19 protein-coding genes are annotated in these 24713 nt (G+C 48.5%); 13 read left to right on the top strand and 6 right to left on the bottom strand.

The genetic code is table 11. From position 1 onward, the window contains the following. Nucleotides 1-431: 431 nt before the first annotated feature. The gene (locus DVR07_RS05535; protein ID WP_115795751.1) at nt 432-1700 is read left to right on the top strand and encodes a glycosyltransferase family 2 protein; all 1269 of its coding nucleotides are present in this window, start codon (nt 432-434) and stop codon (nt 1698-1700) included. A gap of 22 nt (nt 1701-1722) precedes the next feature. Beyond that, on the top strand, nt 1723-2469 hold the full coding sequence (locus DVR07_RS05530; protein WP_162829438.1) for an FkbM family methyltransferase: 747 nt from the start codon (nt 1723-1725) through the stop codon (nt 2467-2469). Nucleotides 2470-2493: 24 nt separating this feature from the next. On the opposite strand, the gene DVR07_RS05525 is transcribed toward DVR07_RS05530, so the two are convergent. Continuing rightward, nucleotides 2494-3258 (bottom strand): glycosyltransferase, encoded by a 765-nt coding sequence (locus tag DVR07_RS05525; RefSeq protein ID WP_162829437.1) that lies wholly within the window; start codon nt 3256-3258, stop codon nt 2494-2496. A gap of 700 nt (nt 3259-3958) precedes the next feature. Between DVR07_RS05525 and DVR07_RS05520 the strand changes: the two genes are divergently transcribed. The 6 genes from DVR07_RS05520 (at nt 3959) to DVR07_RS05505 (ending at nt 12633) form a co-directional block, all read left to right on the top strand. After that, nucleotides 3959-5158, top strand: a complete 1200-nt coding sequence (locus DVR07_RS05520; RefSeq protein WP_115795748.1) for a glycosyltransferase family 4 protein — start codon at nt 3959-3961, stop codon at nt 5156-5158. Nucleotides 5159-5335: 177 nt separating this feature from the next. Further along, nucleotides 5336-6613 (top strand): glycosyltransferase, encoded by a 1278-nt coding sequence (locus DVR07_RS05515; protein ID WP_115795747.1) that lies wholly within the window; start codon nt 5336-5338, stop codon nt 6611-6613. Between the two features lie 280 nt (nt 6614-6893). Continuing rightward, on the top strand, nt 6894-8303 hold the full coding sequence (locus DVR07_RS21380; protein ID WP_162829436.1) for a hypothetical protein: 1410 nt from the start codon (nt 6894-6896) through the stop codon (nt 8301-8303). A gap of 719 nt (nt 8304-9022) precedes the next feature. Beyond that, entirely contained in the window at nt 9023-9517 is a 495-nt protein-coding gene (locus tag DVR07_RS21375; protein ID WP_162829435.1) for a hypothetical protein, read from the top strand. 601 nt (nt 9518-10118) lie between these two features. Beyond that, nucleotides 10119-11156, top strand: a complete 1038-nt coding sequence (locus DVR07_RS05510; protein WP_115795746.1) for a DUF1616 domain-containing protein — start codon at nt 10119-10121, stop codon at nt 11154-11156. Next, nucleotides 11149-12633 carry a flippase gene (locus DVR07_RS05505; protein ID WP_115795745.1) on the top strand — a complete coding sequence of 495 codons (1485 nt, stop codon included), beginning with the start codon at nt 11149-11151 and terminating at the stop codon, nt 12631-12633. Before DVR07_RS05510 ends, DVR07_RS05505 begins: the two co-directional genes overlap by 8 nt. On the opposite strand, the gene DVR07_RS21370 is transcribed toward DVR07_RS05505, so the two are convergent. The 4 genes from DVR07_RS21370 to DVR07_RS05490 all read right to left on the bottom strand — a co-directional run bounded on the left by DVR07_RS21370 (nt 12630) and on the right by DVR07_RS05490 (nt 19548). Further along, entirely contained in the window at nt 12630-14564 is a 1935-nt protein-coding gene (locus DVR07_RS21370; protein ID WP_162829434.1) for a hypothetical protein, read from the bottom strand. The two genes, DVR07_RS05505 and DVR07_RS21370, sit on opposite strands and share 4 nt — an antisense overlap. A 61-nt stretch (nt 14565-14625) precedes the next feature. Continuing rightward, on the bottom strand, nt 14626-15810 hold the full coding sequence (locus DVR07_RS05500) for a glycosyltransferase family 4 protein (RefSeq protein ID WP_115795744.1): 1185 nt from the start codon (nt 15808-15810) through the stop codon (nt 14626-14628). Between the two features lie 621 nt (nt 15811-16431). Further along, nucleotides 16432-17385, bottom strand: a complete 954-nt coding sequence (locus tag DVR07_RS21365) for a hypothetical protein (protein ID WP_162829433.1) — start codon at nt 17383-17385, stop codon at nt 16432-16434. Between the two features lie 1215 nt (nt 17386-18600). Then, nucleotides 18601-19548, bottom strand: coding sequence for a hypothetical protein (locus DVR07_RS05490; RefSeq protein ID WP_115795743.1), 948 nt, complete (start codon nt 19546-19548; stop codon nt 18601-18603). A 128-nt stretch (nt 19549-19676) separates the two neighbouring features. Between DVR07_RS05490 and DVR07_RS05485 the strand changes: the two genes are divergently transcribed. From DVR07_RS05485 to DVR07_RS05480, 3 genes are all read left to right on the top strand, one after another. Beyond that, nucleotides 19677-20012, top strand: coding sequence for a hypothetical protein (locus DVR07_RS05485; protein WP_205254488.1), 336 nt, complete (start codon nt 19677-19679; stop codon nt 20010-20012). A 12-nt stretch (nt 20013-20024) separates the two neighbouring features. Then, on the top strand, nt 20025-20249 hold the full coding sequence (locus tag DVR07_RS22005) for a hypothetical protein (RefSeq protein ID WP_205254487.1): 225 nt from the start codon (nt 20025-20027) through the stop codon (nt 20247-20249). A gap of 88 nt (nt 20250-20337) precedes the next feature. Next, the gene (locus tag DVR07_RS05480) at nt 20338-21072 is read left to right on the top strand and encodes a hypothetical protein (protein ID WP_115795742.1); all 735 of its coding nucleotides are present in this window, start codon (nt 20338-20340) and stop codon (nt 21070-21072) included. Between the two features lie 3 nt (nt 21073-21075). Here the strand turns inward: DVR07_RS05480 and DVR07_RS05475 are convergent, their stop codons facing one another. Further along, nucleotides 21076-21300, bottom strand: coding sequence for a hypothetical protein (locus DVR07_RS05475; protein WP_115795741.1), 225 nt, complete (start codon nt 21298-21300; stop codon nt 21076-21078). 910 nt (nt 21301-22210) lie between these two features. Here DVR07_RS05475 and DVR07_RS05470 point away from each other — a divergent pair. Both DVR07_RS05470 and DVR07_RS05465 read left to right on the top strand, forming a co-directional pair. After that, nucleotides 22211-23827 (top strand): hypothetical protein, encoded by a 1617-nt coding sequence (locus DVR07_RS05470; protein ID WP_205254486.1) that lies wholly within the window; start codon nt 22211-22213, stop codon nt 23825-23827. Next, nucleotides 23827-24588: a DNA polymerase gene (locus tag DVR07_RS05465; protein ID WP_115795739.1), complete on the top strand. Its 762-nt coding sequence runs from the start codon at nt 23827-23829 to the stop codon at nt 24586-24588. The genes DVR07_RS05470 and DVR07_RS05465 overlap by 1 nt, the downstream gene beginning before the upstream one ends. The last annotated feature ends 125 nt before the right edge of the window (nt 24589-24713 follow it).

Raw genomic sequence — 24713 nt, 5'->3', positions numbered from 1 at the left:
CCGGTCATTACAAGCAAACTCCTGATAATCATTTTCTTCACAATCTTTTACATGAGGTCTATTTCCAAGATCTTGATGTACTCGAAACGCTTTTAAGTGAAAAACCAGTTTTTGAGGAACTCCTCAGGCGATGACTCTATCTAACTGATTGTTGGTCTGACGAGTATGGATGGGGGACAGCTGCTAGGTAGCCAATCGATTCACTCACAAAAGCCACGGACCATAAAAACGGGGTTGCTGAGTTCAAAGCCACTAGTTCGGAGGTTCTACGATGGGAAGTGATCGCTTCCCGAAGCGAGTCCGAGCAGCGTCGGTGAAGTGTATCGATTGTAACGCACCCGCTGTTGAGACAGTCGAATCACAATACGTCTGCGTCCGCTGTGGTTCACCCATGATTTCAGGAAAATCGCCTAGGGAGGTGACTGAGTAGCATGGCATCAGAATCCCACCAGCACGAAGCAACGGTACAGGAACCAGAAGTCATTTCTACTGATGCCGAGACGACAGGGCAGTCCCATCCCGATGTTGAACGGGCTACGCCAACACTGAGTATTGTTCTCCCAACTATGAATGAGGAAGACGGAATTGCAGAGTGTCTTGAGCGCATCCACCGGGCTAAAGACGTAATCGGGATGGATATCCAGATCATTGTTAGCGATAGCTCAACCGATCAGACCCCTGAGATTGCACGTGAATACGGAGCAACTGTAGTGAAGCCACCCGAAGAGGGCTACGGAAACGCGTACAAGCACGGATTCGAACATATCCGTGGGGAATACGTCGCTATCGGTGATGCCGACACCACCTACGACTTCGAGGAACTCCCGAAACTACTGACGCCGCTCGTACTCGAAGAGGCAGACATCGTCTTGGGGAGTCGCTTCGCAGGTGAGATAAAACCAGGAGCAATGCCCAATTTACACCAGTATGTCGGCAATCCATTGCTTACCACGTTCTTGAATAGATTTTATGATGCTGGTGTGACTGATGCCCACAGCGGTTTCCGTGTCATTCGTCGTGATGCGCTAGAAAAACTCGATCTCAAAAGTGGGGGTATGGAGTTTGCAAGCGAAATGATAATGGAAGCGGCAGAGAAAGACCTTGAGATTGTCGAGGTGCCTATCACCTATCACGAAAGGGTGGGCGATGCCACCCTCGAAAGTTTCCGTGACGGGTGGCGACACGTGAAGTTCATGCTCCAAAACGCTCCCAGCTATCTCTTCACCGGACCCGCAACCTTCTGTGGACTTGCAGGAGGACTTCTTACTATAGTCTCCCTGTTAGGGATCCAATTTGGCGGCATCTCGTTTGGCGTCCATACGATGATTGTTGCCAGCCTCTGCCTGCTCATCGGAACGCAAGTCGGTAGTTTAGCCGTCGTCAGTTCAATTGCTGCAAATCCCATTAAATCACCAAGTGATCGGGTTACGACATGGATTGCAGAAGAATTCCAATTGGAGCATGGTGCAACCCTTGGTCTATTCTTGTTAGGAATTGGGTCGGCTATGGCTGGATACATGACTGCTGAGTGGCTAGCCGGTAACGTGGCGACACCATTTGTCGTACCAAGTCTCATCGCGTATACGCTGATCATCCTTGGGGTGCAGACAATCTTTAGTTCGTTCTGCTTCAGTCTCCTTGTTGAGAGTCGGGACCTCAACAAACAGAGTTCAATACCGGTATCTAGGAATTATGAATAATTCGCCACATCTACGTTCGTACTTGAGGGAGGGGTTAGCTAAATTGCCTGATCAAATATTGACAGCCGCTAGAAATATTGAGGCGCTCAATTATCAACATGAAGTGAAAGGGTTACGGAAACAGGTACATGGGATTTCTTATTTTACTTATAGCCTTGCTCCATCACCATCTGAAGTATTGTTAACTGAGTTTCTTTCTCGCTCATCACCTGGAGATGTTCTATATGATGTAGGTGCAAATATTGGAAACTACACATTAGTAGCGGCCATAGCAGATCGTGAGGTGGTCTCTTTTGAACCAGACCCTGAAATGTTTTGTAGACTTCAAAAGAATATTGGCATTAATGACACCAATTTAGTTACTGCATATAATATTGGTTTAGCAAATAAGGAAACAACTCTAACTTTCTATCAGTCCTCACATCAAGGTAGAGGATCATTCAATAAATTCAACGCAACATATGATAATTCCCATATAGTTGGAACTCAGGACGTTGACGTAACTATGTTAGATAGAATTATCGAGTCAGATTCTTTACCATCTCCGAATCATCTAAAGGTGGATGTAGAGGGATTCGAAAAGGAAGTCCTACAAGGTGCTAGTCAGACAATAGAAAAATATCGTCCTACGCTCTACATAGAACCCCATGAAACCGCCGAAAATCACGGAATTGAGGGATTACAGAAATTAGTAAAGAGTTTCAATTATAAGATTGAGGATTATGGATATCCGTGGGTATGTGAACCAATAAATGATCAACAAGTATAGTTTAGAGGTGGAAATAATAAATTATTAAATTGAATTATTTACTAAAGAAAAGAATTCAGATTGAAACTGACCCGGACTAAAATAGTTGGCTGATTTAGCGAGTTCTTCTCTTACACGTTGGCACTGAGCGGGGTTCGAAAGGATATTGTCAATTTTACTTATAGCTTCATCAGGGGTATCATATAATAGGAGTTCGTTCTTATTGACGATCTCCCGTTGACCGCCGCCATTTGGTACAAACGGAATTGTTCCGGCTGCAACCAGTTCAGCAACGGCCATGCCATAGTGCTCTTGAGTCATACCATGTAGACCAAACCGATGCCGACAAATGAAGTCAACCAATTCAGTCCGAGGGAGAGCCCCTTCTAGAAAAACGAAGTCATTCTGAGCAACCTGTTTACGAACAGACATAGCGTAGCTAGTATCGGGAATCGGTCCCACTAGATGAAGATGTACATCATGTCCTTTTGTACGTATTTCCCTAATAATTTCTATTATCTCCAATACATTCTTTTCCCTGCTAATTCTACCCAAGGTAATAAAACCGTTTTCACGAGTATCCCAGGATCGGTTAACAAATCCTTTTGTATCTACTGGGGGATAGATGATCCTTGGGTTTACGTCATATGCTCTTTCGATAATTGAGGCGGTCCAGTTCGAATTAGTACACAATGTATTACTCGTAACGCGACCAGCAGAAAAACGGGCGAGTCTTCGGCACAGTAAATCATGTTGTGCGAGAAAATCTTTCTTTTCACCTCGACACATAAAGCGTTCAAATTGAGGCATATGAACATATTGAACAGAATCGGTTTCAAGGGGGAATTCATTATATGTGCTAATGACAGCGTCAAAATTCCCCGAATGTCGCCATAATCGCCTAGAAAACAAAGACATTCGGAGTGTATACAACCGTGGATGAAAGTGATCATGTAAAAACCGAACTAGGGGCCCTAATTGTTGGACGGTGATTAGTTCGGATTCTACAGAGGTATTATAATACGTATTTAGTTTCTTGAATGAAGGGTGGGTAAGGGTAAGAAGTGTCACATCGAACTTGTCTTGGAGTACTTCTAAGACGTTCATTGCGACGCCTTCTGCTCCTCCTCGCATTTGTAAATCGGGGTGAACTACTGCAAGGGATCTCATAACACACCCGGCAGTTAGCAGACCGCTACACTAATAGATGAGCATATTAATATCCGGGTGGCTCTTTTGTGGATGAATACTCTATATCTGCTGATTGGTGGCAGAAGGAAGACGCCCCGATAGTCTTATTTCTATCTGTTAGATGAGATATAGCCCTAGGTTTATTGCCCAGACTGGAATACTGCTCTTGAGTAATAGCGAAAATGGGAAGACTAGACAACTCCCATTCTAGGATGAGGAAAGGTGATTTGCAGTGAATCGTTCCGACCTTCCCTCTTTCATTTCAAGAGTAGAACTAGAATCAACCTTTCGAGAATGGAATTCTTAGTGGGAATTAAATATGAATATACTTCAACTCAGTAAGAACCAACCGTGTCCACCAACAAGTGGGGAAGAAACACGGATCTGGCGTACTACGAAACAGCTTGCTCAAATCGGCAAGGTTTGGTTGGCCTCCCCTTGGGACAGCGATGTTGTTCCACCGGAGGATATCAATGTTTTACCGATGAACTCACCTCTATTGACTTGGAAAACCCTCCAAAACGACCTTTGGTACGGCGGTTTCTTATTCCGCCACCATCCACTGGTGACGATAATGACAAATCGGATTGTCGCTGCAATAAGAAGGCAAAACCTGTCGTTTGATATTGTTGTCTCTGAATCACCCCAACTTATGGATGCCGCCAAGAAGATCGCAACTGGTCACTCAGCACCAGTCCTTCATAATAAGCACAATGCGTATTATAGATATCTTGATCAGTATCTTGAAGATAAATCATTCCCACGCTCAGTCCGCCACCGGGCAGTTAGGAACATGCGAAAGTATGAACAGCAGGGTATAGACAATGCTGACGCAGTAGTATTCATGTCAGAAAATGACCAAAAAGCGTTTAGCCTCTCTACAACAACCATATCAAAAATCATACCGAATGGAACTGATATAAGCCATATACAAGGCGGAGATAATCCTGCGTCTCTCATTGCGGAACTCGGAATTGATACCTCGAAGCCCGTCTGTGTCTTCGTCGGTTCATTTGACTATGATCCTAATCAGGGTGCTGCCAAAATCATTAGTACAGATCTCGCTCCTGCGCTTCCCGAAGTTGAATTCCTTCTCGTGGGTCGCCGCCCACCACGAAGCACTCCTGAGAACGTATACACTCCAGGATACGTCAACGACCTATCGGATATATTATATTTAGCTGATATTGCACTCTGTCCGTTACCGCGGGGGTCTGGAACGAAGCTCAAAATGCTAGATTATCTTGCGGCGGGTCTTCCAATCGTCACGACAACTGTTGGGACTCAAGGGATTCCTATTGAAGACGGTGTTCACGCAATTGTTCGGGATAATCCTGCAGAGATAGTGACTGCACTCCAGATGCTTATTAATTCGCCTAAACTCCAAGATTATCTTGCTGAGAACGCGTGTGATCTCGGTCAACAGTATGATTGGAAGTCCCTCATGAGTCGATATGACACCTTACTCAAGCGGTTAGTCGAAGTTGAACATCAATTCCCATCCTCCCAGAAGCGATAATGAAGGACCAACCACGGATCACATCAACTAACATGGTGCAACAACATTACCGCTCACCGGCCTGAGTCCAGTAGTTCTTGTCATACATAAACTGAACTTTGATATCACGATAGCCGTCAAGATAGCTTACATTTTTAGAGGTGGTTTTTAGCCTCGTGGAATAGAGTAAGGGATACAATGTTCACAGACCATGTGACGCGAGTGTCCATCGCACTTCTCTTCGCTGGAGTTTCAACCCTTCTCCTCCTTTGGTATTTCGGCGGGTATCCACTTCTTATGGGAATTACTGCACTGAGAACGGAGTCTCCTAACAAAGACCTAACTTCGACACCATTCATAACGATCATTGTACCCACCTATAACGAAGAAACTGTCGTCGCACAACGAGTGACAAATATCTCGGAATTATCCTATCCAGAGCACTCATATGAAGTCCTCTTTGTAGATTCCAACTCCAAAGATAGAACGGTTCCCCGACTGAAGGAGCATATCACCGAAGGTAAGCACCCCGAGATGCGCGTACTGACAGAATCAGAGCGACGAGGGAAAGCATCTGCAATCAATACTGCGATCGAAGCGGCTACCGGTGAAATCGTCCTCGTTTCAGATGCGAACACATGGTTCGACGACGAAGTCCTTCAAATGATAGGTGCCCACTTCAACGATCCGGCCGTTGGAGGTGTCGCTGGCCGCCTGAAACGTAGTGACGGTAACATTCCCACGACAGCCGAGTTCACTGCGTCAAATCAGGTCTATCACGACCTCGAACATATAAAATCAATGGGCGAATCCCGTCTTGATTCCGTGACCCAGTTCGTGGGCGAGATAAGCGCTTGGCGGAAATCTATCGCAACTGCAAACCCATCCAGTCTTGCAGAGGATCTTGATTTGTCGATTCAAATACGGAAGGAGGGATACGAAATCCGATATGAACCAGAAGCAGTCGTCTACGAACCTGACCCTGATGTAGCGAGCGAACAGGTGGAGGTCAACAAACGTCGATTAATCGGCGTCCTGCAAGCGATAGTGCGGCACTGGCGGTTCCTCGGAACACCGACAGATTACTACCGTGCCCTGATATTTCCTTCACGGAAAACGCTGCAACTTCTTTCGCCAATTCTCTTTATTTGCCTTGGCGGAGCACTCACAATATTATTGAGTGTCAGAGCGTACCAAGCCTTCAGTTGGTATCTTGGTTTAACAACCATTGGTGCACTCGGACTCGCCTCGGCTCTTCAAACCATTAAATCACGGGTCATTTCCACTGAATCCTCCCCCAGTGTCTCCATGGCTACAGGAGTCAGCTTAGTCAAGTATCTTATACTGATGGAATACGTGATTCTCCTATCATGGGCTGAATTTCTTCTGGGAAGATACTCGGTTCGCTGGGATAAATCGAACTCTGATAGAGATATGGTGAACAATGAAATGTCAGATAGGGAACATAATAATTGATATTTCATCAGAGGTCAATCAAATATTGACCCTAAATAGTGGACTACCCCCGTTAGACGCCCAAGAGAGGGAATTGCGGTAAGGATGGCAAATATATCACCACCTCAACTTACTGCGGATAGAGATTGACGGATTCTGCGATGGCTCAAGTAGTGATAGCGACGATAAGCCACTGTAGTACAGTAGCGGTAAAAGCGGTGGCATTGGAGGTGATCCAATCTGCACCTACAATCAATGCATAGCGGAGAATTTAATAAAGGCCGATAGAGAAACCCATCTCATGGTACAGAAGACTCCCCGACTTAACCTCTACGACTACGAACAAGGCGATACAAACTGGGATCACAGCGATCTCGTCAATGCTGTCGACGAACAAGCGATTGAACGCGGCCCTATCGCTAATCGACCGTCCTCCGGTGACTACGATGACGAGTTGTACTACGCGACAAATCAACGCATTATGTGGCGCTGGGACTCCAGCGCATCTGGTTGGATTGTCGCCGGCGGGACTGGTACAACATCGAAACCTCTCCCAGAGCAGCACGTTCAGAGATTCAATGCAGACCAATTATCTATCGGTTCGGATGGTCCGGTGGGTGATTTCGGGGGAATAGGCGGCGGCCATGCACTTTCGAATGGGAAACTTGTTGCTATAACGGATGGTGAGCGGACGGTAGTCAATCCTAATGACACCACAACGCCAGTACAAGATGCCTGTGACATTGCGATGAGTGGGAGTCAATCTACTGGTACTGTCTTACTCCCCCCGACAACTATCCAAGAAGCTGGAGATGTGAGTTTCGAGCGTGTTCGTCTTTTCGGCCACGGGACTGCAAAAACCAAGATTGAGTTCACTCATGGCGGCGATGGTCTGGTTGCTTCGTCAACCCAATATCGGCTGTCGGATTCGTTCATTGATGGCGTGAATATCTCCGGCCAGTCTGGGAACGAGTTGACAAACGCAATCCATTGGGATGACGACGCGGGGCCGAAATCGCATATCGGCCGTATCACGCTTTCGTATTATCAAACCGGGGTGAAGACAACATCGGATGCCCCGTGGGGGTCGCATTGGCACTCAATTTATGGCGGTACGGGTGGGACGGGGAAGACATTCCACTTCACCACGGGAGGGATGACTGACATGCGGCTTGACCAAGCAACGATTGCTAACACCACGCAGTCTATCGGATTCCATGTTGATGGGGGTGCGATTTACTTGGACATCGGAACGCTTCAGTTCGAACGGGATATGGGACAGGCGATGCAGTTGAAGATGAGTGGTGGGATGTTGAACGTCAATCAGATTGGGTACGAAAATAATGATCGGAATGACCTCACCGGCACGAACAAAGGCACGTTGGTAGATATTGTCGGAAATGGAAACATCCGCATCGGTCAAATGCGTCTCCTTGATGTAACCGTGAACTATCCAATAGAATGTGAATTTAACACGGAAAACGTCTACATCGGGACCATCACCACAACCACTTCAGCAACGATTGACAAGAATTATATCGCTGTTGAAGACGACCTTGAAAGCCACGTCATTTATGAAGGAACGATAGATGAGGTGGATAATAATACGGGTTCTACGTTGTCAAATCCAGTAGTCTGTCTCGGTGATATGAGTAAGAAGAAAAGCACTGGGACGGGGTATGACGGCGGTACGGACGATTCGCGGCTATAAGTTAGCGCGAGATATGCACGCTCATTTGAATGATGGGGATGTCGTCATGGGGATATCGTCATTGTGATCGGCACTCCGGATATCGGAAGCGAATGACGAGTGTTCCGTCGAAGTTGTCGGTGTCCGCGATGATTTCACGGAGCATGCGTTATCGACGGCCATTGACTGACTTCAACGCTCGGATAGTTACTGAGTCAGTGGCTATACCGAGTTTTCAAGTAAACACCGTGATTCTACACGTCTCACACCGTCTCTTCGTGTTGCCGATTAGTTCGACCAACCAGGTCGAAGTATTCCCGCCCTTTCTTGGGGGACTATGTCGAAAGAGTAGTACCCGTTGTGCGCAAGTTCCAGCGCTCGTTTCCTCGTCGCAGGAGCATCGAGTGAACTTTAGGTCCTCGACGACGGTCTTTCGAGATCACTCTGTTCTCATCCCCTAGTCGGTGACGACTTCTTGCCGGAAATGGTGTTAGAACGTTAACTGTCCGTCAGCAGGGAGTCTCCGGGGTCGGAATCGAGACGGCCATAAACGAACGGGAGTGTCAAGAGTCCTGCGACCGTTCGTAGGTACGTACGTTGGGTCAGTTGTCAAGATGGACGCCGGTTTTCTTCAACCGACTCCCGGTTCCAAGGAGTACGCTCTGATACAGTAATTCACGGGTTAACCATTTTACTGCGATATATTTTATAGAAATATCGCAAAATAACTATTTTAGAGGATGTTCTACTACTCTTGGTGTCATAAGATGACACGAAAGATGATCGTAATAGCGGTAGCGTGTACTCTATTGGTTAGTATTGCAAGTGGAGGGACATTTATATCACTAAAAAAAGGGGGTGGCCAAGGGCTTCAATCCGAGGAAACAAATGTGCAGTCAGAACCTCTGTCATTTAACGTAAGTTCGATAAACGCAGAAAATACTACTGTCGGTGGATTGACCACGGTTACTGCAGAAATCACAAATCCAAACTCGGTGAACTTGACTCAGAATGTTACTCTTCGAGCAGGAATCGAAAGCGAAGTGGTAGAAAGAATTCAGGTCTCCATTTCTGCTGATAATTCTACTACAGTTCAGTTTCATGTTTTTATCTCGGAACAATTAGTGGCGCAAAGCGGAATGGAAGCCGGTAGATGGAACTTCTTCACGGTACAAACGCGTCAACACGGGTCGCCAGCCTGGTTCTATCTTAGGAATCAGTCAGCAGAATCATAGTAGATTCCTCAGGCAAAGATATGTTCAGACTCCTAGACTATGATTCGCACCTCGTGTACTTCGGTTTCATATAGCTCACAAATTTGACGTTACGAAGTTCCACCCCGAATATGCCAATCAAAATGATCCAGCAACTTGGTTGCACGCGCATTAAATGGAGACCCCTAATCCGTACGCGAGAACCGATACTGAAGGACGTTGGCTTCATTTCGTAAGGGTGATATTCTCATCAAGAGCGACACGCTGTTGTCTACGTCGTTTCAAGGCTGGTAACGAAGACACGGAATCCAAAGAGAGTTCAGAAACAGGTCTTGAAGAGGCATAATAGTTAGTAAACTAATATGTTCGTAGATTATAATATCTATTTTATTGCCAAAATTTGTGGTAGTGGAGGGACAGCAAGTTCGGTAAAAAGAGCGAATAGTTACGGGATCGTCTACAAGATAGATGGAACGATTAGAAATTAGAACTATTTTACATGATGGCGGTGCTAATAGAACGGGGGCTATGAACTACTTTTGGTTATAAGACCCCGGTTCGTAGTCGCTCACGGAACTCCTGCTCCGTATCCTTTAAGTGTTTGTTCGTCAACCATCTCATAATGAGGCCCGGAAGAGGAAGGGACGATATATCACGAAAGTCCTCGGTGGACTTGCTGATAGGGGGGATACTTGCAGTAGCAACTATTATCTCTGTTCTATTCTTTGACTCGACACCTGCAGTACTGCAGGTCCCTCTCGGAGTTCTACTCACCCTCTTCCTCCCAGGATATGCGTTCGTCTCGGCCCTATTTCCTCACCAAATGCAAGTGGTAGAGAATGGCTCGGGGACGGAACGAACGATCCTGGGTGAGGGAATCACCAATGCGGAACGACTCGTATTTTCTATAATCGGGAGTGCGACTATCGTCGTGCTTCTCACTGCTATTGTGGCGCTCACGCCGTACGGGTTCCGAGTCGACCCAATAGTACTGTTGCTGACCGGGTTCACCATCGGAGTATCGCTTATAGCTATCGTCCGGAGACACCGGTTACCAGTCGACAGACGGTATCAGAGCCCCATTAATGAATGGCTCCAGCGCAGAACGACCGGGTTTCGGACAGGTTCACGGATTACTACTATATTGAATTTTCTACTTGTTATAACAGCCCTCATTGCGGCCGGGAGTGTGTACGGTACCACGTCCAATGATATGGCACCATCGACCGAGTTCTATCTCCTTACTGAGGATGACAATGGTGAATTGAGGGGTACTGATTACCCTACGGAGTACGTGCAAAACGAGAACCGTTCAATAGTCATCGGTATCGGGAACAATGAGAGTGTAGAAACCACTTACACTGTGGTGGTTAAACTTCAACGGCTCCACGTCTACAGTGGTGGCATCGCTATTCTACAGGAACGGAAACTTTCTAAATTTTCCGTGTCCGTGACTCCGGACGACACGCAGTTAATTAGCCACGAGGTTCAACCGTCGATGGTCGGTCAGGAACTCCGTCTCACATTTTTATTGTACAAAGGTGACCCGCCGAGCAACCCCACGATGGCAAATGCGTATCGGGAAGCCCATCTGTTCATCAATGTGACCGTAGAAAAACCACCAACACAGACCCGATATTTCGACAGGGGCGATGACTAAGGGCCTCCTACGGAGTTTTCTTTCTGTCTTCTTCGGTCGGGTCGGCGAACTTATCATTGGGATGAGCGTAACCCCTATACTTGTACGAATCCTCGGGAGTTCGAAGTACGGCGACTATGCGTTCGTAATGTCCATATTCTCGTTTCTCTTTGTCTTTGTTGAAGCGGGTATCTTCGACGGACTTCGGAAGCATATCTCTGAGTCTCACGACAAACACGACTGGCGCTCTCAGGTGTTCGGCTTCTATTTTAAACTTGCAGCAGTATGGAGTATCACGATTGCGTTGCTCTTGATAATTGCAGTCGTATCCGGGTTAGTAGAAAAAGTGTTTGGTAGCCGATCCCCGGTATACGTCCTCTTCATTGCCCTCTTGATTCTTGGGGAGCAATCATTTAGCGTCGTCAGAGCGACACTTATGGGTTTCAAATTGGAGTCCTACTCTGAGTCACTTCGGGTTCTTCGAAATCTCGTTTCCGGTGCAGTTGGTCTCACTCTCGCGTTCTCTGGTTTCGGACTAGTCGGCGTCTTTACCGGGGAGGTACTCGGAGTGGTCATCGTCTCGTTCGTCGGATTCATGCTCGTTGCAGGTCGTATTTCCCTTCGAACGATTGTCGAGCCGTCCCCAGATTACCTCCCTCGGAAGCAGTTCTTATCATTCAACACATACGGTATCTTACTCAACTTCCTCATGTTGTCTCTTTTTCAGGTAGACATTTTAGTAATACAGGCAAACGTTGGAAGCAGTGCTACGGGATATTATAAGGCTGCGCTGGTCGTTACCGAACTTCTCTGGTTTGCTCCGATGGCGGTTCAGATGGTCTTCCTCCAGTCAGCCTCTCGGCTCTGGTCGCAAGGAGAAACCAGTCGAATTACGTTGCTTTCCGCTCGCGGCACTAGATACACGCTTTTGTTCACGCTGCTCCTCGCTATTGGTATCGCTGCCTTGGCTGAACCGTTCGTCTCTCTCTATTTCGGCTCCGAGTTCGACAACGCTGTAACACCGCTGTTATTGCTTATTCCTGGAACTGTCTGTTTCGCTGTCGTCCGCCCCATTATCGCTATCGGACAAGCGAAAGGTAACCTACGCCCACTCGTCTATGCGACCGGTGTCGCAGCCGTCATCAATGGAGGACTGAACCTACTTCTCGTCCCCGAATTCGAAATAATCGGTGCGGCAACTGCTACAACAATCGGATATAGTTTGATGTTGATATGCCAAGTCTATACGGCATGGAACCTCGGATTCGATCCGGTGGCAAACATTCGATTCGGGCGAGTCGCGCTGACAGCGTCGCTGAGCGGATTTCTCATTTATGGAACGACGATACTCATTTCCTCAGAGCTGCTCTCGCTCGTAATCGTTCCCCCTTTTGGCCTCATAGTGTACTCCGGACTCGCTCTCAAAACGAGGGCTCTCGACTGGGAAGAGGTCGTTGAATCCCTGGAAAAGTTGCCAGCAGTGAGCCAGCGCGGTTAAATCCCAGTATTTTCCCTTTGGTTAAACCGAACATCAAACCCTCGAACGCTGGAGGCCGGAGTAGACGTTCCAAGGTTACCTCCACTCCGCGTCCAGAGTATGCCAGTATCGCCGGTTGTATAGACCTTGTTTTCAGTGGCGACCATGCGATCAAACCAAGCATCAGAAATCACTACGGTGCCGATCCGATTACCTCTGGTAAACGAGACGCGATGGTCAGTCCATGCTTCACGGTAGACGAAGAGTTCCTGAGACGTCCTAAATCCACGTTCGCTTACAGATGCCTCCTCAAACGACACTTCGAGCATTTTCAACGCCCTGCCCGTCATCGATAGGGTGCTAGCTCCATTGCCGTAGTTACGTACGAAATCACTTGTTACTTGAAGCTCCTGTACTTCAGTCCGCGAAAGTTCCTTCTCCGGTTCGGGGAGGGGTCGGAGTTCGTAGAGATCAGGACCAGCATTGAAGGCGTACAGATCGTGACTGGCTACTAGTACACCGGTCATACCCAGAGTAATGACTAGTATTGCCGGAATCACGCGTAGCATTTGACTGTCAAATTCTGTTCTCCAAAGCCATTCTAAACCTGGACCGACGATAAACGCGAAAAAAATGGCCAATGGGAACCGTATTCGAGAGACATCTGGCGCGATCGGCGTACGAAGTAGAAGAGGAGACGTGAGAATACCGACGACGACGAGGTGCCCCGCCCGAAAATAAACAGACGGAGAACGTAGTATGAGAACAATGCCAAGAGCAACCACAGCGACTAAAAGAGCAAAGTAGATCCCTTCAGGGCTAACAAGGCTTCGAAGTGCGACCCGCCAGCCCAACGGCGTTAGGGACTTTCCGAGAGTGACAACGGTCCGCCATTCAGTACTTGTTGCGGTCGGTTGAAAAACCTCAGATGTATGATATATTAGTTCTGATATGAAGTTTTGTTCATACACCCAATATACGACTGTGCCGAATCCGAACGCTACAAGCGGAAATGTTTCGGGCCCTACCCGAATGGTTTTATCCAGATACCGAAGGCAATATCGGCCGATTAAGACTGCTGCGATTACTGGAAGAAAAATAAAACTTGTAAGGTGGTGGGTCATAATCGTTGCTACCCCAACTAACGTTACCAAGATACTCCACGAGCGCCAAGTTTCGTCTCCTCGTCGCTTCATTACGAATGCCAAGTAAAGTAGAGCGGTTAAGAATAAGACCGCGATCGACTGGGGAAAGTAAATGCTACTGTACCGTGAGACGGTGTATATCATCGTAAGTGCAAAAGCTGTCAGGAGAGCGCGCCGGGATTCCTCAAAGACTGTGAGGGCAATGAAATACACGATGGGGATTAAAACGGTGAACAATACCAATTGGAGAACCACCATTGAATGATAAGGAGAGAATCCAGTTAAGAGCGAAATGGTTCCCGTGAGAAGGTGGTAGCCGGGGTAGTCGCTGTACCGACCAAGTGCCCAGAGGTGCCCACTGGCGATTAACTCATTTGTATGGTGGACGTGCTTGAACACATCGCCATTTTCGAAGTACAAACCGGTGGTGAGTACCTTCGTCACTGGGGAGATAAAGTAGACTGCGACCAGTTGAGTAATTAGAAACATTGGTGAGATTTTGTTAATTTGAAGCCAGATACAAAGGTAGCAGAGGGGTACGATAGTTAGGAGTGCTGGGAGCCGGGAGTTAGTAATTACAGTCAGTGGTACCGATGATAGAGCAAGAATGAGAGTAAGGTAGCCAAATTTAATTGGTTGTGTTGTTTCAGAAAACGCGGGTTCTCTCGAAGAAAGATATTGAAGAGAGATTGCAATGAGAATCCCAATTAGTGCATAGGTCCCTTTTATAGCCGTTACCATGTTGTCTACTATAACAACAACTGCTAAACCTACTAATACAGCGAAAGCCGCTATAGGTAATATCACCAGACTAATATATTCATAATTCATCTGTAATATTGTAGTAAGTGATGGGTTTTACGGTAATCTACATTAGTAGGTCTCCACTAGGGTTGTCACCCTTGATGGCTTTCATAAAGGGTTGAATTCCTGTTTCTACATCAGAGGCAGAGCTATTGTTGTTTGATTGGCTAGCTAATTTCTCTCGCTCTTTTTCGTCTAAAAGAAGTTGTTGTATAGCCTGATGAAGATCAGAGGAGTTCCTCGGTTCTATTATTATTCCGTTATTTTCTTTTTGAATAAGATGTTTAGATCCAGCTGCCTCTGTAACTATTATTGGAAGACCAAAATGCATCGCCTCATTCACAACTAAACCCCAAGGATCATGTTTAGTTGGTAACACAAACAAGTCTGCTTGTTTGTAACACCTAGCTTTTTCGTTGCCACTAACGTAACCAAGGAAGGACACATCAGGGATATTTTCTGCCTGAACATGCAGAGACTCCTCAATTGGACCTGATCCTGCAATCATGAGAGTAGCTTGTGCGATAGCCGGAGAGTCATTATTTCGCTTTAATCTTCCCCATGCATTAAGTAAATACTCTACACCCTTTCTATTATTTAGATATCCCAGATACAGTACTGTTAGTCCATCATCGTTATTCTTATCTGACTCATATGAATCCGGTAATGTTTCGATTGGCATTACCTGTCCACCGACGAACGTATTTTGCGTATCAGCCCCTCTAGCTTTAAGATACTCCACGCTCTCGGGCGAATACGCGATGAAGCCATCAGCAAATATATAAGAAAATGTTTGTATATAATCTTTGAACTTTCGATATATTCGAACGAATAGTTTCATGAGGATATGCTCTTGATGAGTCTCACTAGAGTAGTCTGAATCTAACCAACCAGTCCAGTAATAAATATCTGTTTCGGAGACGAGGGAATAGAACGAGATTATCAACATGGAGAGGAGCATTTGTCGAGTATCACTGACAATATACACATCGGATTTTTCTTGAAGTAATTTAACCGGGAGTGAATAGTTGACAGTTAAGGGTCCTATTTGAAAGCCCGGGAGAAACTCATATTTGAACTCCGTATTATGACTTTCAATGGAGGTATCCCACTTTCTGCCTTGTTCATTTCGCTTAGCAAACAACACCTTTAAGTCTGTTTTTTCAGCTAAGCTAGAGAAGAGGGGTAAGCGATAGGGAGAAACAACATTGTGAAATACAACGACCTGTTTTTCGGGATCCCCATCCATATTTTGATCTGGGTGAGTAGGACTACAGAGACACAAAAAAATCTACCGCTGTTATTACTTGAAAATCATATCTTTTATAAGTCCGAGGTAATCGTATAGGATTCATCTACCTCATTCTACTATGACCCAATTCAATTTCGATCCAGACTGGGTCGGTAGGGGCCGTCAACACCGTCTCGTTAGCGACGAGTTTTTCACTTCTCCTAGCCCGTGATTGATGTGAACGGCTTCGTTACCCCGTCTCTTTACCCTTCGTAGTTTCCAGGCCGGTCTGGGAAAAGTCGACTTCGAGATCGGCAAGTGGATCGTGTTTGAGTTATGGTTAATAATCTTATCGTGAATCATGACGTCATTTCCTTAATTAAGGTCTAAGAATACTTACACTCAGTATTCTGCATTTCGTAAAAGCTTTCCCAGGAGTAGTTATTTCTGTACGCGGCCCAGATACACACGCTAAATCCCCCATTGGCGAGGATGCATTTTCCGGGAGTACTGACTTGGTCAATACCTTCGACGTTGAGGATACCAACGCTAAATTCGTTATCTTTCCCGTTGAAACCATTTTCTTTCAGAGCTCGATCTATCCTGCTTGTAGTCTCATACGTGACGCCAAGGGACTAGTTATAAATATCCGAGGTGATTAAGTTTGTCCTTCACGCCTTCGTCCTCAATATTATCTTCAGTATCCCCTCTCGGTGGAGCAGCTGTTATTGTCCGACGTTGTTCCGATGGAAGAACGTGCCATGGTACTTTAACAAGATCTCGAAGAAAAATTCCCCTAGGATGTGGGAAGCCTTTATCAGGCAACGGAGGGAAACGGTCTGAGAAGAGATTTCCGTGGTCTGCTGTGATTACTGTTCGACCTTTTAATCCGGACACAAGACGTGTAATAGAGTCAAGAGCTAATTTAAGATTCTCCTCATAGGCTTCTCGTATTATTGTTTCAGATATTTCACCACGTTTCCTCCTATTGTAGGGGTTTTCCCCTTTCCAGTCCGGATCTTCCCCTAACGCCATCTCACGGTGTCCATCAACACTTTCGTACTCCTCAATTCTTTCACCTATTTCTCCGATGAATGGCCTATGTGGTTGAATGAAATGCGAAATTATTCTTTTTTCTGAGTATTTATTTGCCGTCTCGGCAGTAACATCTGCCATAACATCTGGCATCACAGTATGATAATGTTCATTCCAGTGAGTTCGCCAAGGGCTGATAACAGAATGAAAATTACCACTCACATACCTATCAACGTGTGGGTTTGCCGTCACATATACAGTATCAAAATATTTATTATCTAAAAAGTTATTTTGAATAAATTCTATCGTATTTGATCCTTTAGAAATTACTGCCCGGCATTTTCCTGAGAAGTTATTTCTCCTTAAGTATAGGTCGTACCGACAAGCATCGAGAATAATAAGATTATCCCAATCTTCTTTCAGAACTTCAATTCCGTCCTTTGATCTTATTTTTCGTTGGTAAAATGTATATAAGTCATAAATCGCGCGATGTTTAATGTAAGAGGGAATCCGGTCTGGCTGACGTACCGCCGTTGAGAGTTTCGAGGGCAATGTCATACTTTGAATCATCACCTGCATAGGTATATACGATATGGTTTAACGCATACCATGGAACCCAAACCTATGGGCAATAAATTTATGAGATATCGTTATATCTATGAGTAATTTTCTATGGCCGTATTTATGTCGTACCAGTGTCCACAATCCAAAACAGGGTAACTCGATCTGCGGAAGTGCTACTCACCGTATTATCCTCAAACGGTACTTGCCGAAAAGGAATTCTACAGCGTGAGACCTTTGCGACCAGACTGAAGACGAGTTACTTGGAAAAACGGTTACTGACTTTACTGTCATGAGTTCGATTTCGAGGTAGCATAAGATTTATTCCAGTAATCTGAAGAAGAGCGCGGACTCTTTCCCGTTGAACATCCCGACGGCACAGACCGGGTCGCCGAAAACGCCGCTAGCGCGAATATTTTGTCGGGCAAGCACCTGTCCGTTCTCTGTGACACCACCGAACGTAGTGAGAATACTTCGACCGCGCTTGTCGAGTTGAACGGCAACAAGAAGAGACGGCTTTAGACATATATAATCTCGGGATTTACATTGGACACTCGGTGTGGTCACCGACTCAGTAACTATCCGAGCGTTGAAGCCAGTAGCCGTCGACAGCGCATGCTCCGCAAAATCATCGCTGACACCAACAATGACGACGGGACACCCGTCGTCCGCCTCCGATGCCCAGAGTACCGATCCCAGATCGACCGTGAGTACCCCGTCCGGTACGGCGAACGGATCATGTGCAACCCGTGCTGAGAATACGTGCTCGTCACGTTCCGAGTCAAGCAAGTCCCGAAGTAACCCTGACCGACAACGAGATATCGATTAGCGCGAACTACCCGCGAGATGAAGTTTGGCTCCTGGCACGAGGCTTGACGTAGGTCTGGACGATAGGAGATAGTTCGTTGAGACTGCCGTTAGCGTGAACGATCCCGAGGTCGTTGAGCGCATGCAGATCGTGTGTGTCGAGAGACTCACCCAGCGGGTGGAGAACTGTCTGAAGCGCCTCATGATACCGTGATGTGAGGAACTCACCGGCGACAACATGTGCATTGCCGATATTCCGGGTTGGATGGATTGCCTCGTGGTGGTCGGCATCGCGGTGATCAACGTGGGTTCGAGGATAAGTCATGAACCACTCCCCACAACGTGGTACCAGGTCTTAACGTTCCGAGCATACCAACTCCTGCGGAAATCGACAGTGGCAAAGCCTTAGTTATCGGATTCCGCGTCCCATCCAGCGAATTCAGGGAAACATGATTCGCAGAACTCGACAACGTTCCCGCGTTCTATGACGTCGGCAACTGTTTGTCGCTCTACATCCAGCTCTTCCTGGAGGTCATTGTCAACGTCGTCTAACAGCCCGAGCCGCGTCTCGCGCTCATAACCACATGGCGAGGTTTCCGCGCGGTGTACTAGAGGAGCACGTTTCTCTCCTGTGTCCGTGAATCGATGCTCGTGCTCAACTGGGGTCAAGAGTGGCTCGTCACCGAGACGGTCCCTGACCTCGGGAAGCTCCTCCGGTTGAATCGTCCTGAGAGTGGAGACGTGCGCTATCGACGGTTCAACTGTAGCAGCTTCCTCGAACGACGTGTACTCACATCTCCGGATCGGCCGCAATGAGTACCGGAGCCGCTCCCCGACCGATCCTGCGTGTTCTCGTATTGCGTACGTCCGGTAGAGGAGTGACGTGTATGAGTCATGGACCGAGTCGAGATCCCATCCGGACTCCTTGTCGGGTCGGATCCACACCGGAAACACTGCTCCCTCCACGCCCGCTTCAGTAAGGATTCCGTCTTCTTCTCCTGCCTTATCGAGTCGCCGCTCGGTGGCGTACCTGGGGAAGCATTCGACGCACGGTGTAATATCACGCGTAAGCGCTTCCCGGTGTGTGATATAGAGATACCGCGACTCCCGCATATCTTCGGGTTGGCTGTCAGCGGTGACACGTCCACCGGATGCAGTCACGAACTCGCCATCCTGAACTGCTGGAGGGGTACCATCGACAACGTGCTCAGCATCGTGGAAGCCATGATGAGTATCGAGTTCCGGTTCCCCGTCGTCTTTGAACCTGTGCCACCATTCCACAGCAACGACCGCATCAAGCGGTGGTGTCTCCTCGTTCAACGTCGGAGGATCGGTAGACTCGTCGACGGTCATACGTCGACAAACGCAGTAAAGTATATAAGTCGAGGGTGTAGCCCACTTAAATGGGAGGTACGGATGGACGCTCAGGCTGTGTGACTTCTGGACGGTGTATATGTGGCAGGAAATGCTATGCCATCCTAATGGTGGTATACGATACGCTGGTCGTGGAGGACGGTGTTGAACTCCCGAAATTTCCACGAGATCGAAGCCCAGCCGAAATCGATTGGCAGACGAAGGAGATCGGCCATCCCTTCATGCGGACGTTCAACTTGACTGCGTCAGGACAGCTTCTTCGAAAGGAACGGGATCTGCGGGAGAAAACTGCTGAGGAAAAACGAGCGGAGGCCGAAGAACACGGCTTCGACTCGTGGGACGACTATGTCTCGTTCCGTGAGGACGCAGATCCACAGAAGCTGCTCAATCGAGGACTCGGGATCGGCACACCCGACGAGCAGACCGTCGCTGACGAATTCTGACTCGACCACAACATGCACGGCTCCTTCGAGTTCCACGGGTCGAACGACGGCATCGAGAACGGATTCTACTGGTCGTACGAAGCCCGCTTCACAAGAGGCGACCTCGATGCTATCGTATTCCTCGGTAAACGCGGTGGAGACTATCCTGAAGATTTCAAACCAGACGACCCCGACATCATCCGCTTCTGTCTCTACGCACCTACCATCCCGTCGTGGATGGGACGGCTCTGCGTCTGACTCCGTCGGTGGGCTCCACAGTGCCCTCTCTTAGTTGCAAAAATACGAATTTATTCATGTGTGGTTCGTAGAAATGCAATCGTGAGTCATGCCGGAGGCGCTGGTCAAGGGTGAAACCCACTCATCGAAGAAGGACAAACAGGCTCTACTTGACCTGGACCTATCAGAGTACGAGGCGGTCTTCCGTGAGGGCCACGATAAGGACCACTTCGAACGGGACATCGACTCACTGTACGCCTTATTCGCTATCGGGCACATTGTCTATGGTGCGACGTATAGCCGACTGTACCGCTCCAGCGACGAGTTCAAACAACAAGCGAAGCAGCAGGGGCTCCCAGTCCACGACCGGATCGACGCGGCTGTCTACGAAACCTACGAAATGGTGTCCCGATGGCAACGGGGCGGACTCTTCCTCCTCTCACCACTGTTCGCCGGGCTCATGCTTGGGTTCATTGCCCAGCCTGCCGAGTGGGTGCTGTCCCGAGTCGCACCTGGCCTGCTCCAAGAACTGACTTTCGCTGGTGTCGTGCTCACGCTCTTGTGTTTCGGATTTGTGTGGGCGCTCGCGTACTTTCTCCTCATTGAAGGCCGAGTGATGTATGATCGAGATGAAGCGATGGCGCGTGAAGTCGTACAAATCGCAGAAGCAAACGGGTACGAATCAATTCTCATCTCCTGTGGTGGAAATCACCGACCCGGAATCGCCTCGTATCTCCGTGGTGAAGGATGGGACGTGACAGAAGAACCCACCGACAGTCTTCTCGGGAAGCTACTCAATCTCTTATCGATCAAGCGGCTTCGTCGAAGGTGGGCTGAGCGGTGAGCGTTATTCGTCGGGATCGGCGTGATCCAGAAGTAAGAATCTGTCCTCAACCCGAAGCACTACTTCGTCCGTCTCTTCCGGATCTATGCCTTGTTGTTCAAGCTCTTCGGCGGTCAGGAAGGTTGGAACCCCGACAGCACCTTGCTCACCGGTTCGATTAACCTTTGCTCGCCGCAGCTGATCGGCGTTTCCTGAATCATCGATGAACGTGTCGATATGGCGTGTCATCGGGACTCACCTGCGGAGAGGACGTTACCTGTACTTGATTCCCTACGAGTTCTCAGCTTCATAGTTATCATCCTGTAATCCGGGGTAACCTGTATCCACTTTTAAAACCTCGTGCCCGCTCACTCAACGACGACCGCTGTTCAGCCCGAAACCCGGTATTCGGGGCAAAGAAAGGGTCTTCGGGGGACTGAACCGTTAGCGAAAACCGGAGTAATCGGAACCCCAACTGTCCACTCAGAGCGGACACCAGCGGGCCATTCTCATTGGAATCTTGAGAATCAATAAACGGCAGGAACATCCGCAATGTGGTCTTCATCAGTTTCTCATGTAGGACGACTATCTGCCCCACCAAAGGCAGCCTTCCAGCACCCTCAATGATTTCTTAGTAATGCCAGGACGTGGAGAGACTCCCGGTGTTTACGCGCGCGATTCACCCCCCGAGCAGTAACTCACAGCCAGTCCTCCTCGCTTACTTCACGACTGTGATCGAATCGTTTCTCACGCAAGATGGGATTAATCGGAAAGCTGCGTTACAAGCTTTGTAACTGCTGAATCGTCCACTTTCAAATAATACCACCCCCGATTTAAGCAGGTGAGGGGTGGATCTACAGGCCCTCTACGCGGTATTCTACTCTTTCTGCGGAATCACGCGGACGCACTAAGGGGATTATCGGAGAGGACCATAGCGTTCCTGCCGACGAGGGTTTATCCGTCGCTGGAGCAGATAATTAGGACTAGACGGGCAATGGCCACACATCAAGATGCATTCGCTAGTGAAACACGATATTCGAAGCAGGAACGCGTAGACGAGTTTAAATCATTCAATTCTGACGCCACAGACGACGTCTTCATTTCGCACCCGGCTGGCGGTCGGCGAACGATTGAATTACGGGAACCACTGCTCGTAGCGATGGCGCAGGAAAACGGGTTAGACTCCTACGGTGATGCCTCTAATGCGAACGGCTCCGTGGACGCCATTTTCGATGAAGCGATCTGTGAGGTTACCGAACTCGCGCTGCAGATCGTTGGACTGGATGGGCTTCAGGCTGACCTGTACAAGCTACGTGCATTGGTGATTCGGATCGCCCGCGGTTTCGCCTCGTTCGATGATTTAGCGACGCACGTATCGCAGTACTCAACTACCGAACTCAAGCAGTTTGGGCTACATCCTGCCCGCGGAGGGTCAACGTACACGAAAACGGCGAAGAAATTGAAAGAGAGCGACCAGTTCGAGGCGCTGCGTGAGGCGTGTTTCATCGCGGTTCATGCGCTGTTCTGGAACGGAATCCCGATCCCGGAGACAGTGAGAGAACAGTACGAGCTATCCTACGATGCGGGGCCCGCAGCGACTGATTTCTCGCCCGGAGCGAGGCAGTTAGCACTCTACAATCTCGTCGAAGCACTCTTACAAACCGTCGTTCAGAACCTGAGTTTCCAGCGCAGTACGAATAAGTCACGGCAGCTCCGGAGTCTGATCGGCGTATTCGCCTATGCCGCACATCACGGAGAAAGCATTGAGAACTACATGCAGACTGCTCAGCATACCTTCGATCTCACCGACGCATTCGGTGGCTCAACCCTCCGCGAGCACATTGACGAGTTGACGCTGTGGGAAATCGAAGAGATGTTCGACGATATCAATCAGGCGCTCCTTGAGTACGTCATCGAATCTGGAGTGGTGTCAAAACCGGTGATGGTTTCGTATGATCTCACAGACATCCAGAGCCTCGGCTTGAACGCGTACGACGGGACCTTTCTCACGGAGGATGGCCGCTGGCGGTTTGCCTCCCTCTCCTTCACGGACCCAGATCTCGAATTTGCCTTCGGGTTACGACTCCTCAAGTCAGAAGCCCAACGGGCTCGTGTACTGAAGAACTTCCTCCGGAATCTAAAGTCGATGGTCGATGTGAAACTCTTCATGGCTGACCGCGGGTTCGACGGCCGAGAAGACATCGAAGCCTGCCAGGCATTTGTTCCGGGACACTGGGTGATCTGCGCACAAGACGACAGTCACCCGCGCGGCCAACGGTCCGATTACGGACGTCTTCGCACAGAACTGGATCCTGGGCGAACGACAGTTCTACCGAGTGCCGGATATAACGACTTGCATCCGCCAGTCAAGCTAATTGGATACTCGGGAGCCGATCCGGAAGCGGACTCACCTGCACCCATTCGAGCGTTCTACACTGACATCTCGATCCCCGAAGACAAGGATGACGAAGAGGAGCTGATCACGGATATCAATTTCCAGTATAATCAGCGTGCGAAAATAGAGATCCTGTTCAGCATGGCGAAAAACCGGTTCGATGTCGCTACTGACACCGATAAACCACCGCGGAAAGCCTTCTACTTCCATATATCCGTGCTGTTCTACAATCTCTACAAGATCGTGAACACCGTCCCGTCACCGAAGCACGGGCTCGAATTCGACACCACGCAGAATGAATTGCTGGAAGTTCTCCACAACCTGGCCCTCGACGGACCAGCGCTCCCCGACGCACTCACCTACCATCGGCACCACTACTAATGCCCATTCGAATCGCCTTCAACACCCTCCAGCAAATCACTCGCCTCGCGTTAGCCGTTCGGAAAGACGGCGAGTGCCGGCTCGACATTACCTCCGATACGATCCGGTTGCGTGCCCGGTCAGAGGACCACGTGGCATACTTAGATTACTCACTCCCGATATCGACTCCAGAGTTCCCCGTTGCTGATGTCACCGGTGACTACTGGTTGCGATTTGAACACGTCGAAAAATTCTTGAACGCTAGCCCTGACGCGGAAGTTACCATTCGAACCCCGGCCGAGACACCTGACTCAACATTCACGCTCCAGTCAACTGGCCTCACCTATCGACGTACACCAATCACGAAATACACCGCCCACCGCGTGTTCGACAGTATCTCTGCAGAGTTACGAACAACCTTTTCGCTTCAAAATAGCGTCCTCACCCGAGCTGTTGACGCTGCAAACCTCCTCGGCACCAGCTTACGGGTACGATTCAACCACGAGACACATCACGTCGAATTCTCCGCGGAGGGCAACGCCATTAACGACGCATTCGCGTACACACAGCCCATCGAGCAGATCTGCAGCACCCAACCGTCTTCTTCAGAACTCACAATCACAATTGACCGCCTTCGAGAGATCGCATCTCTCGTTCCAGCGACCAACACCGTGTTGCTCGAAGTGACCCCTCACCATCTAACGTACCGTGCCGAACACCCAATCTCTGGCGCTAATTTGACCGTGTACATCGCCGAATACCTTGGCACAATCCGCGAGTAAACCAAACAACATGAAAAAGCGTGTCCGGGGTGCCGGTCGAATGCGGTCAAGACTATTGATGAACTCGTCGACGACCAATGCTCTGTCTGTGAAGCTGGAACGGTTATCGCCGAAGACACCGGCGC

Origin of the sequence: Halorussus rarus, from assembly GCF_003369835.1 — an archaeon.
Taxonomy (GTDB): Archaea; Halobacteriota; Halobacteria; order Halobacteriales; family Haladaptataceae; genus Halorussus; species Halorussus rarus.
This window is presented reverse-complemented; position numbering and strand designations above follow the sequence as displayed.

Coding starts and splice junctions, on each gene's coding strand:
- DVR07_RS05505 (WP_115795745.1), top strand. CDS start 11,149: ATGACTAAGGGCCTCCTACGGAGTTTTCTTTCTGTCTTCTTCGGTCGG.
- DVR07_RS05475 (WP_115795741.1), bottom strand. CDS start 21,300: ATGACACGCCATATCGACACGTTCATCGATGATTCAGGAAACGCCGAT.
- DVR07_RS05465 (WP_115795739.1), top strand. CDS start 23,827: ATGCCCATTCGAATCGCCTTCAACACCCTCCAGCAAATCACTCGCCTC.
- DVR07_RS21380 (WP_162829436.1), top strand. CDS start 6,894: ATGGTACAGAAGACTCCCCGACTTAACCTCTACGACTACGAACAAGGC.
- DVR07_RS05525 (WP_162829437.1), bottom strand. CDS start 3,258: ATGCCTCAATTTGAACGCTTTATGTGTCGAGGTGAAAAGAAAGATTTT.
- DVR07_RS05515 (WP_115795747.1), top strand. CDS start 5,336: ATGTTCACAGACCATGTGACGCGAGTGTCCATCGCACTTCTCTTCGCT.
- DVR07_RS05490 (WP_115795743.1), bottom strand. CDS start 19,548: ATGACCGTCGACGAGTCTACCGATCCTCCGACGTTGAACGAGGAGACA.
- DVR07_RS05500 (WP_115795744.1), bottom strand. CDS start 15,810: ATGGATGGGGATCCCGAAAAACAGGTCGTTGTATTTCACAATGTTGTT.
- DVR07_RS05470 (WP_205254486.1), top strand. CDS start 22,211: ATGGCGCAGGAAAACGGGTTAGACTCCTACGGTGATGCCTCTAATGCG.
- DVR07_RS05485 (WP_205254488.1), top strand. CDS start 19,677: ATGGTGGTATACGATACGCTGGTCGTGGAGGACGGTGTTGAACTCCCG.
- DVR07_RS21375 (WP_162829435.1), top strand. CDS start 9,023: ATGTTCTACTACTCTTGGTGTCATAAGATGACACGAAAGATGATCGTA.
- DVR07_RS05535 (WP_115795751.1), top strand. CDS start 432: ATGGCATCAGAATCCCACCAGCACGAAGCAACGGTACAGGAACCAGAA.
- DVR07_RS21365 (WP_162829433.1), bottom strand. CDS start 17,385: ATGACATTGCCCTCGAAACTCTCAACGGCGGTACGTCAGCCAGACCGG.
- DVR07_RS22005 (WP_205254487.1), top strand. CDS start 20,025: ATGCACGGCTCCTTCGAGTTCCACGGGTCGAACGACGGCATCGAGAAC.
- DVR07_RS05480 (WP_115795742.1), top strand. CDS start 20,338: ATGCCGGAGGCGCTGGTCAAGGGTGAAACCCACTCATCGAAGAAGGAC.
- DVR07_RS05520 (WP_115795748.1), top strand. CDS start 3,959: ATGAATATACTTCAACTCAGTAAGAACCAACCGTGTCCACCAACAAGT.
- DVR07_RS05510 (WP_115795746.1), top strand. CDS start 10,119: ATGAGGCCCGGAAGAGGAAGGGACGATATATCACGAAAGTCCTCGGTG.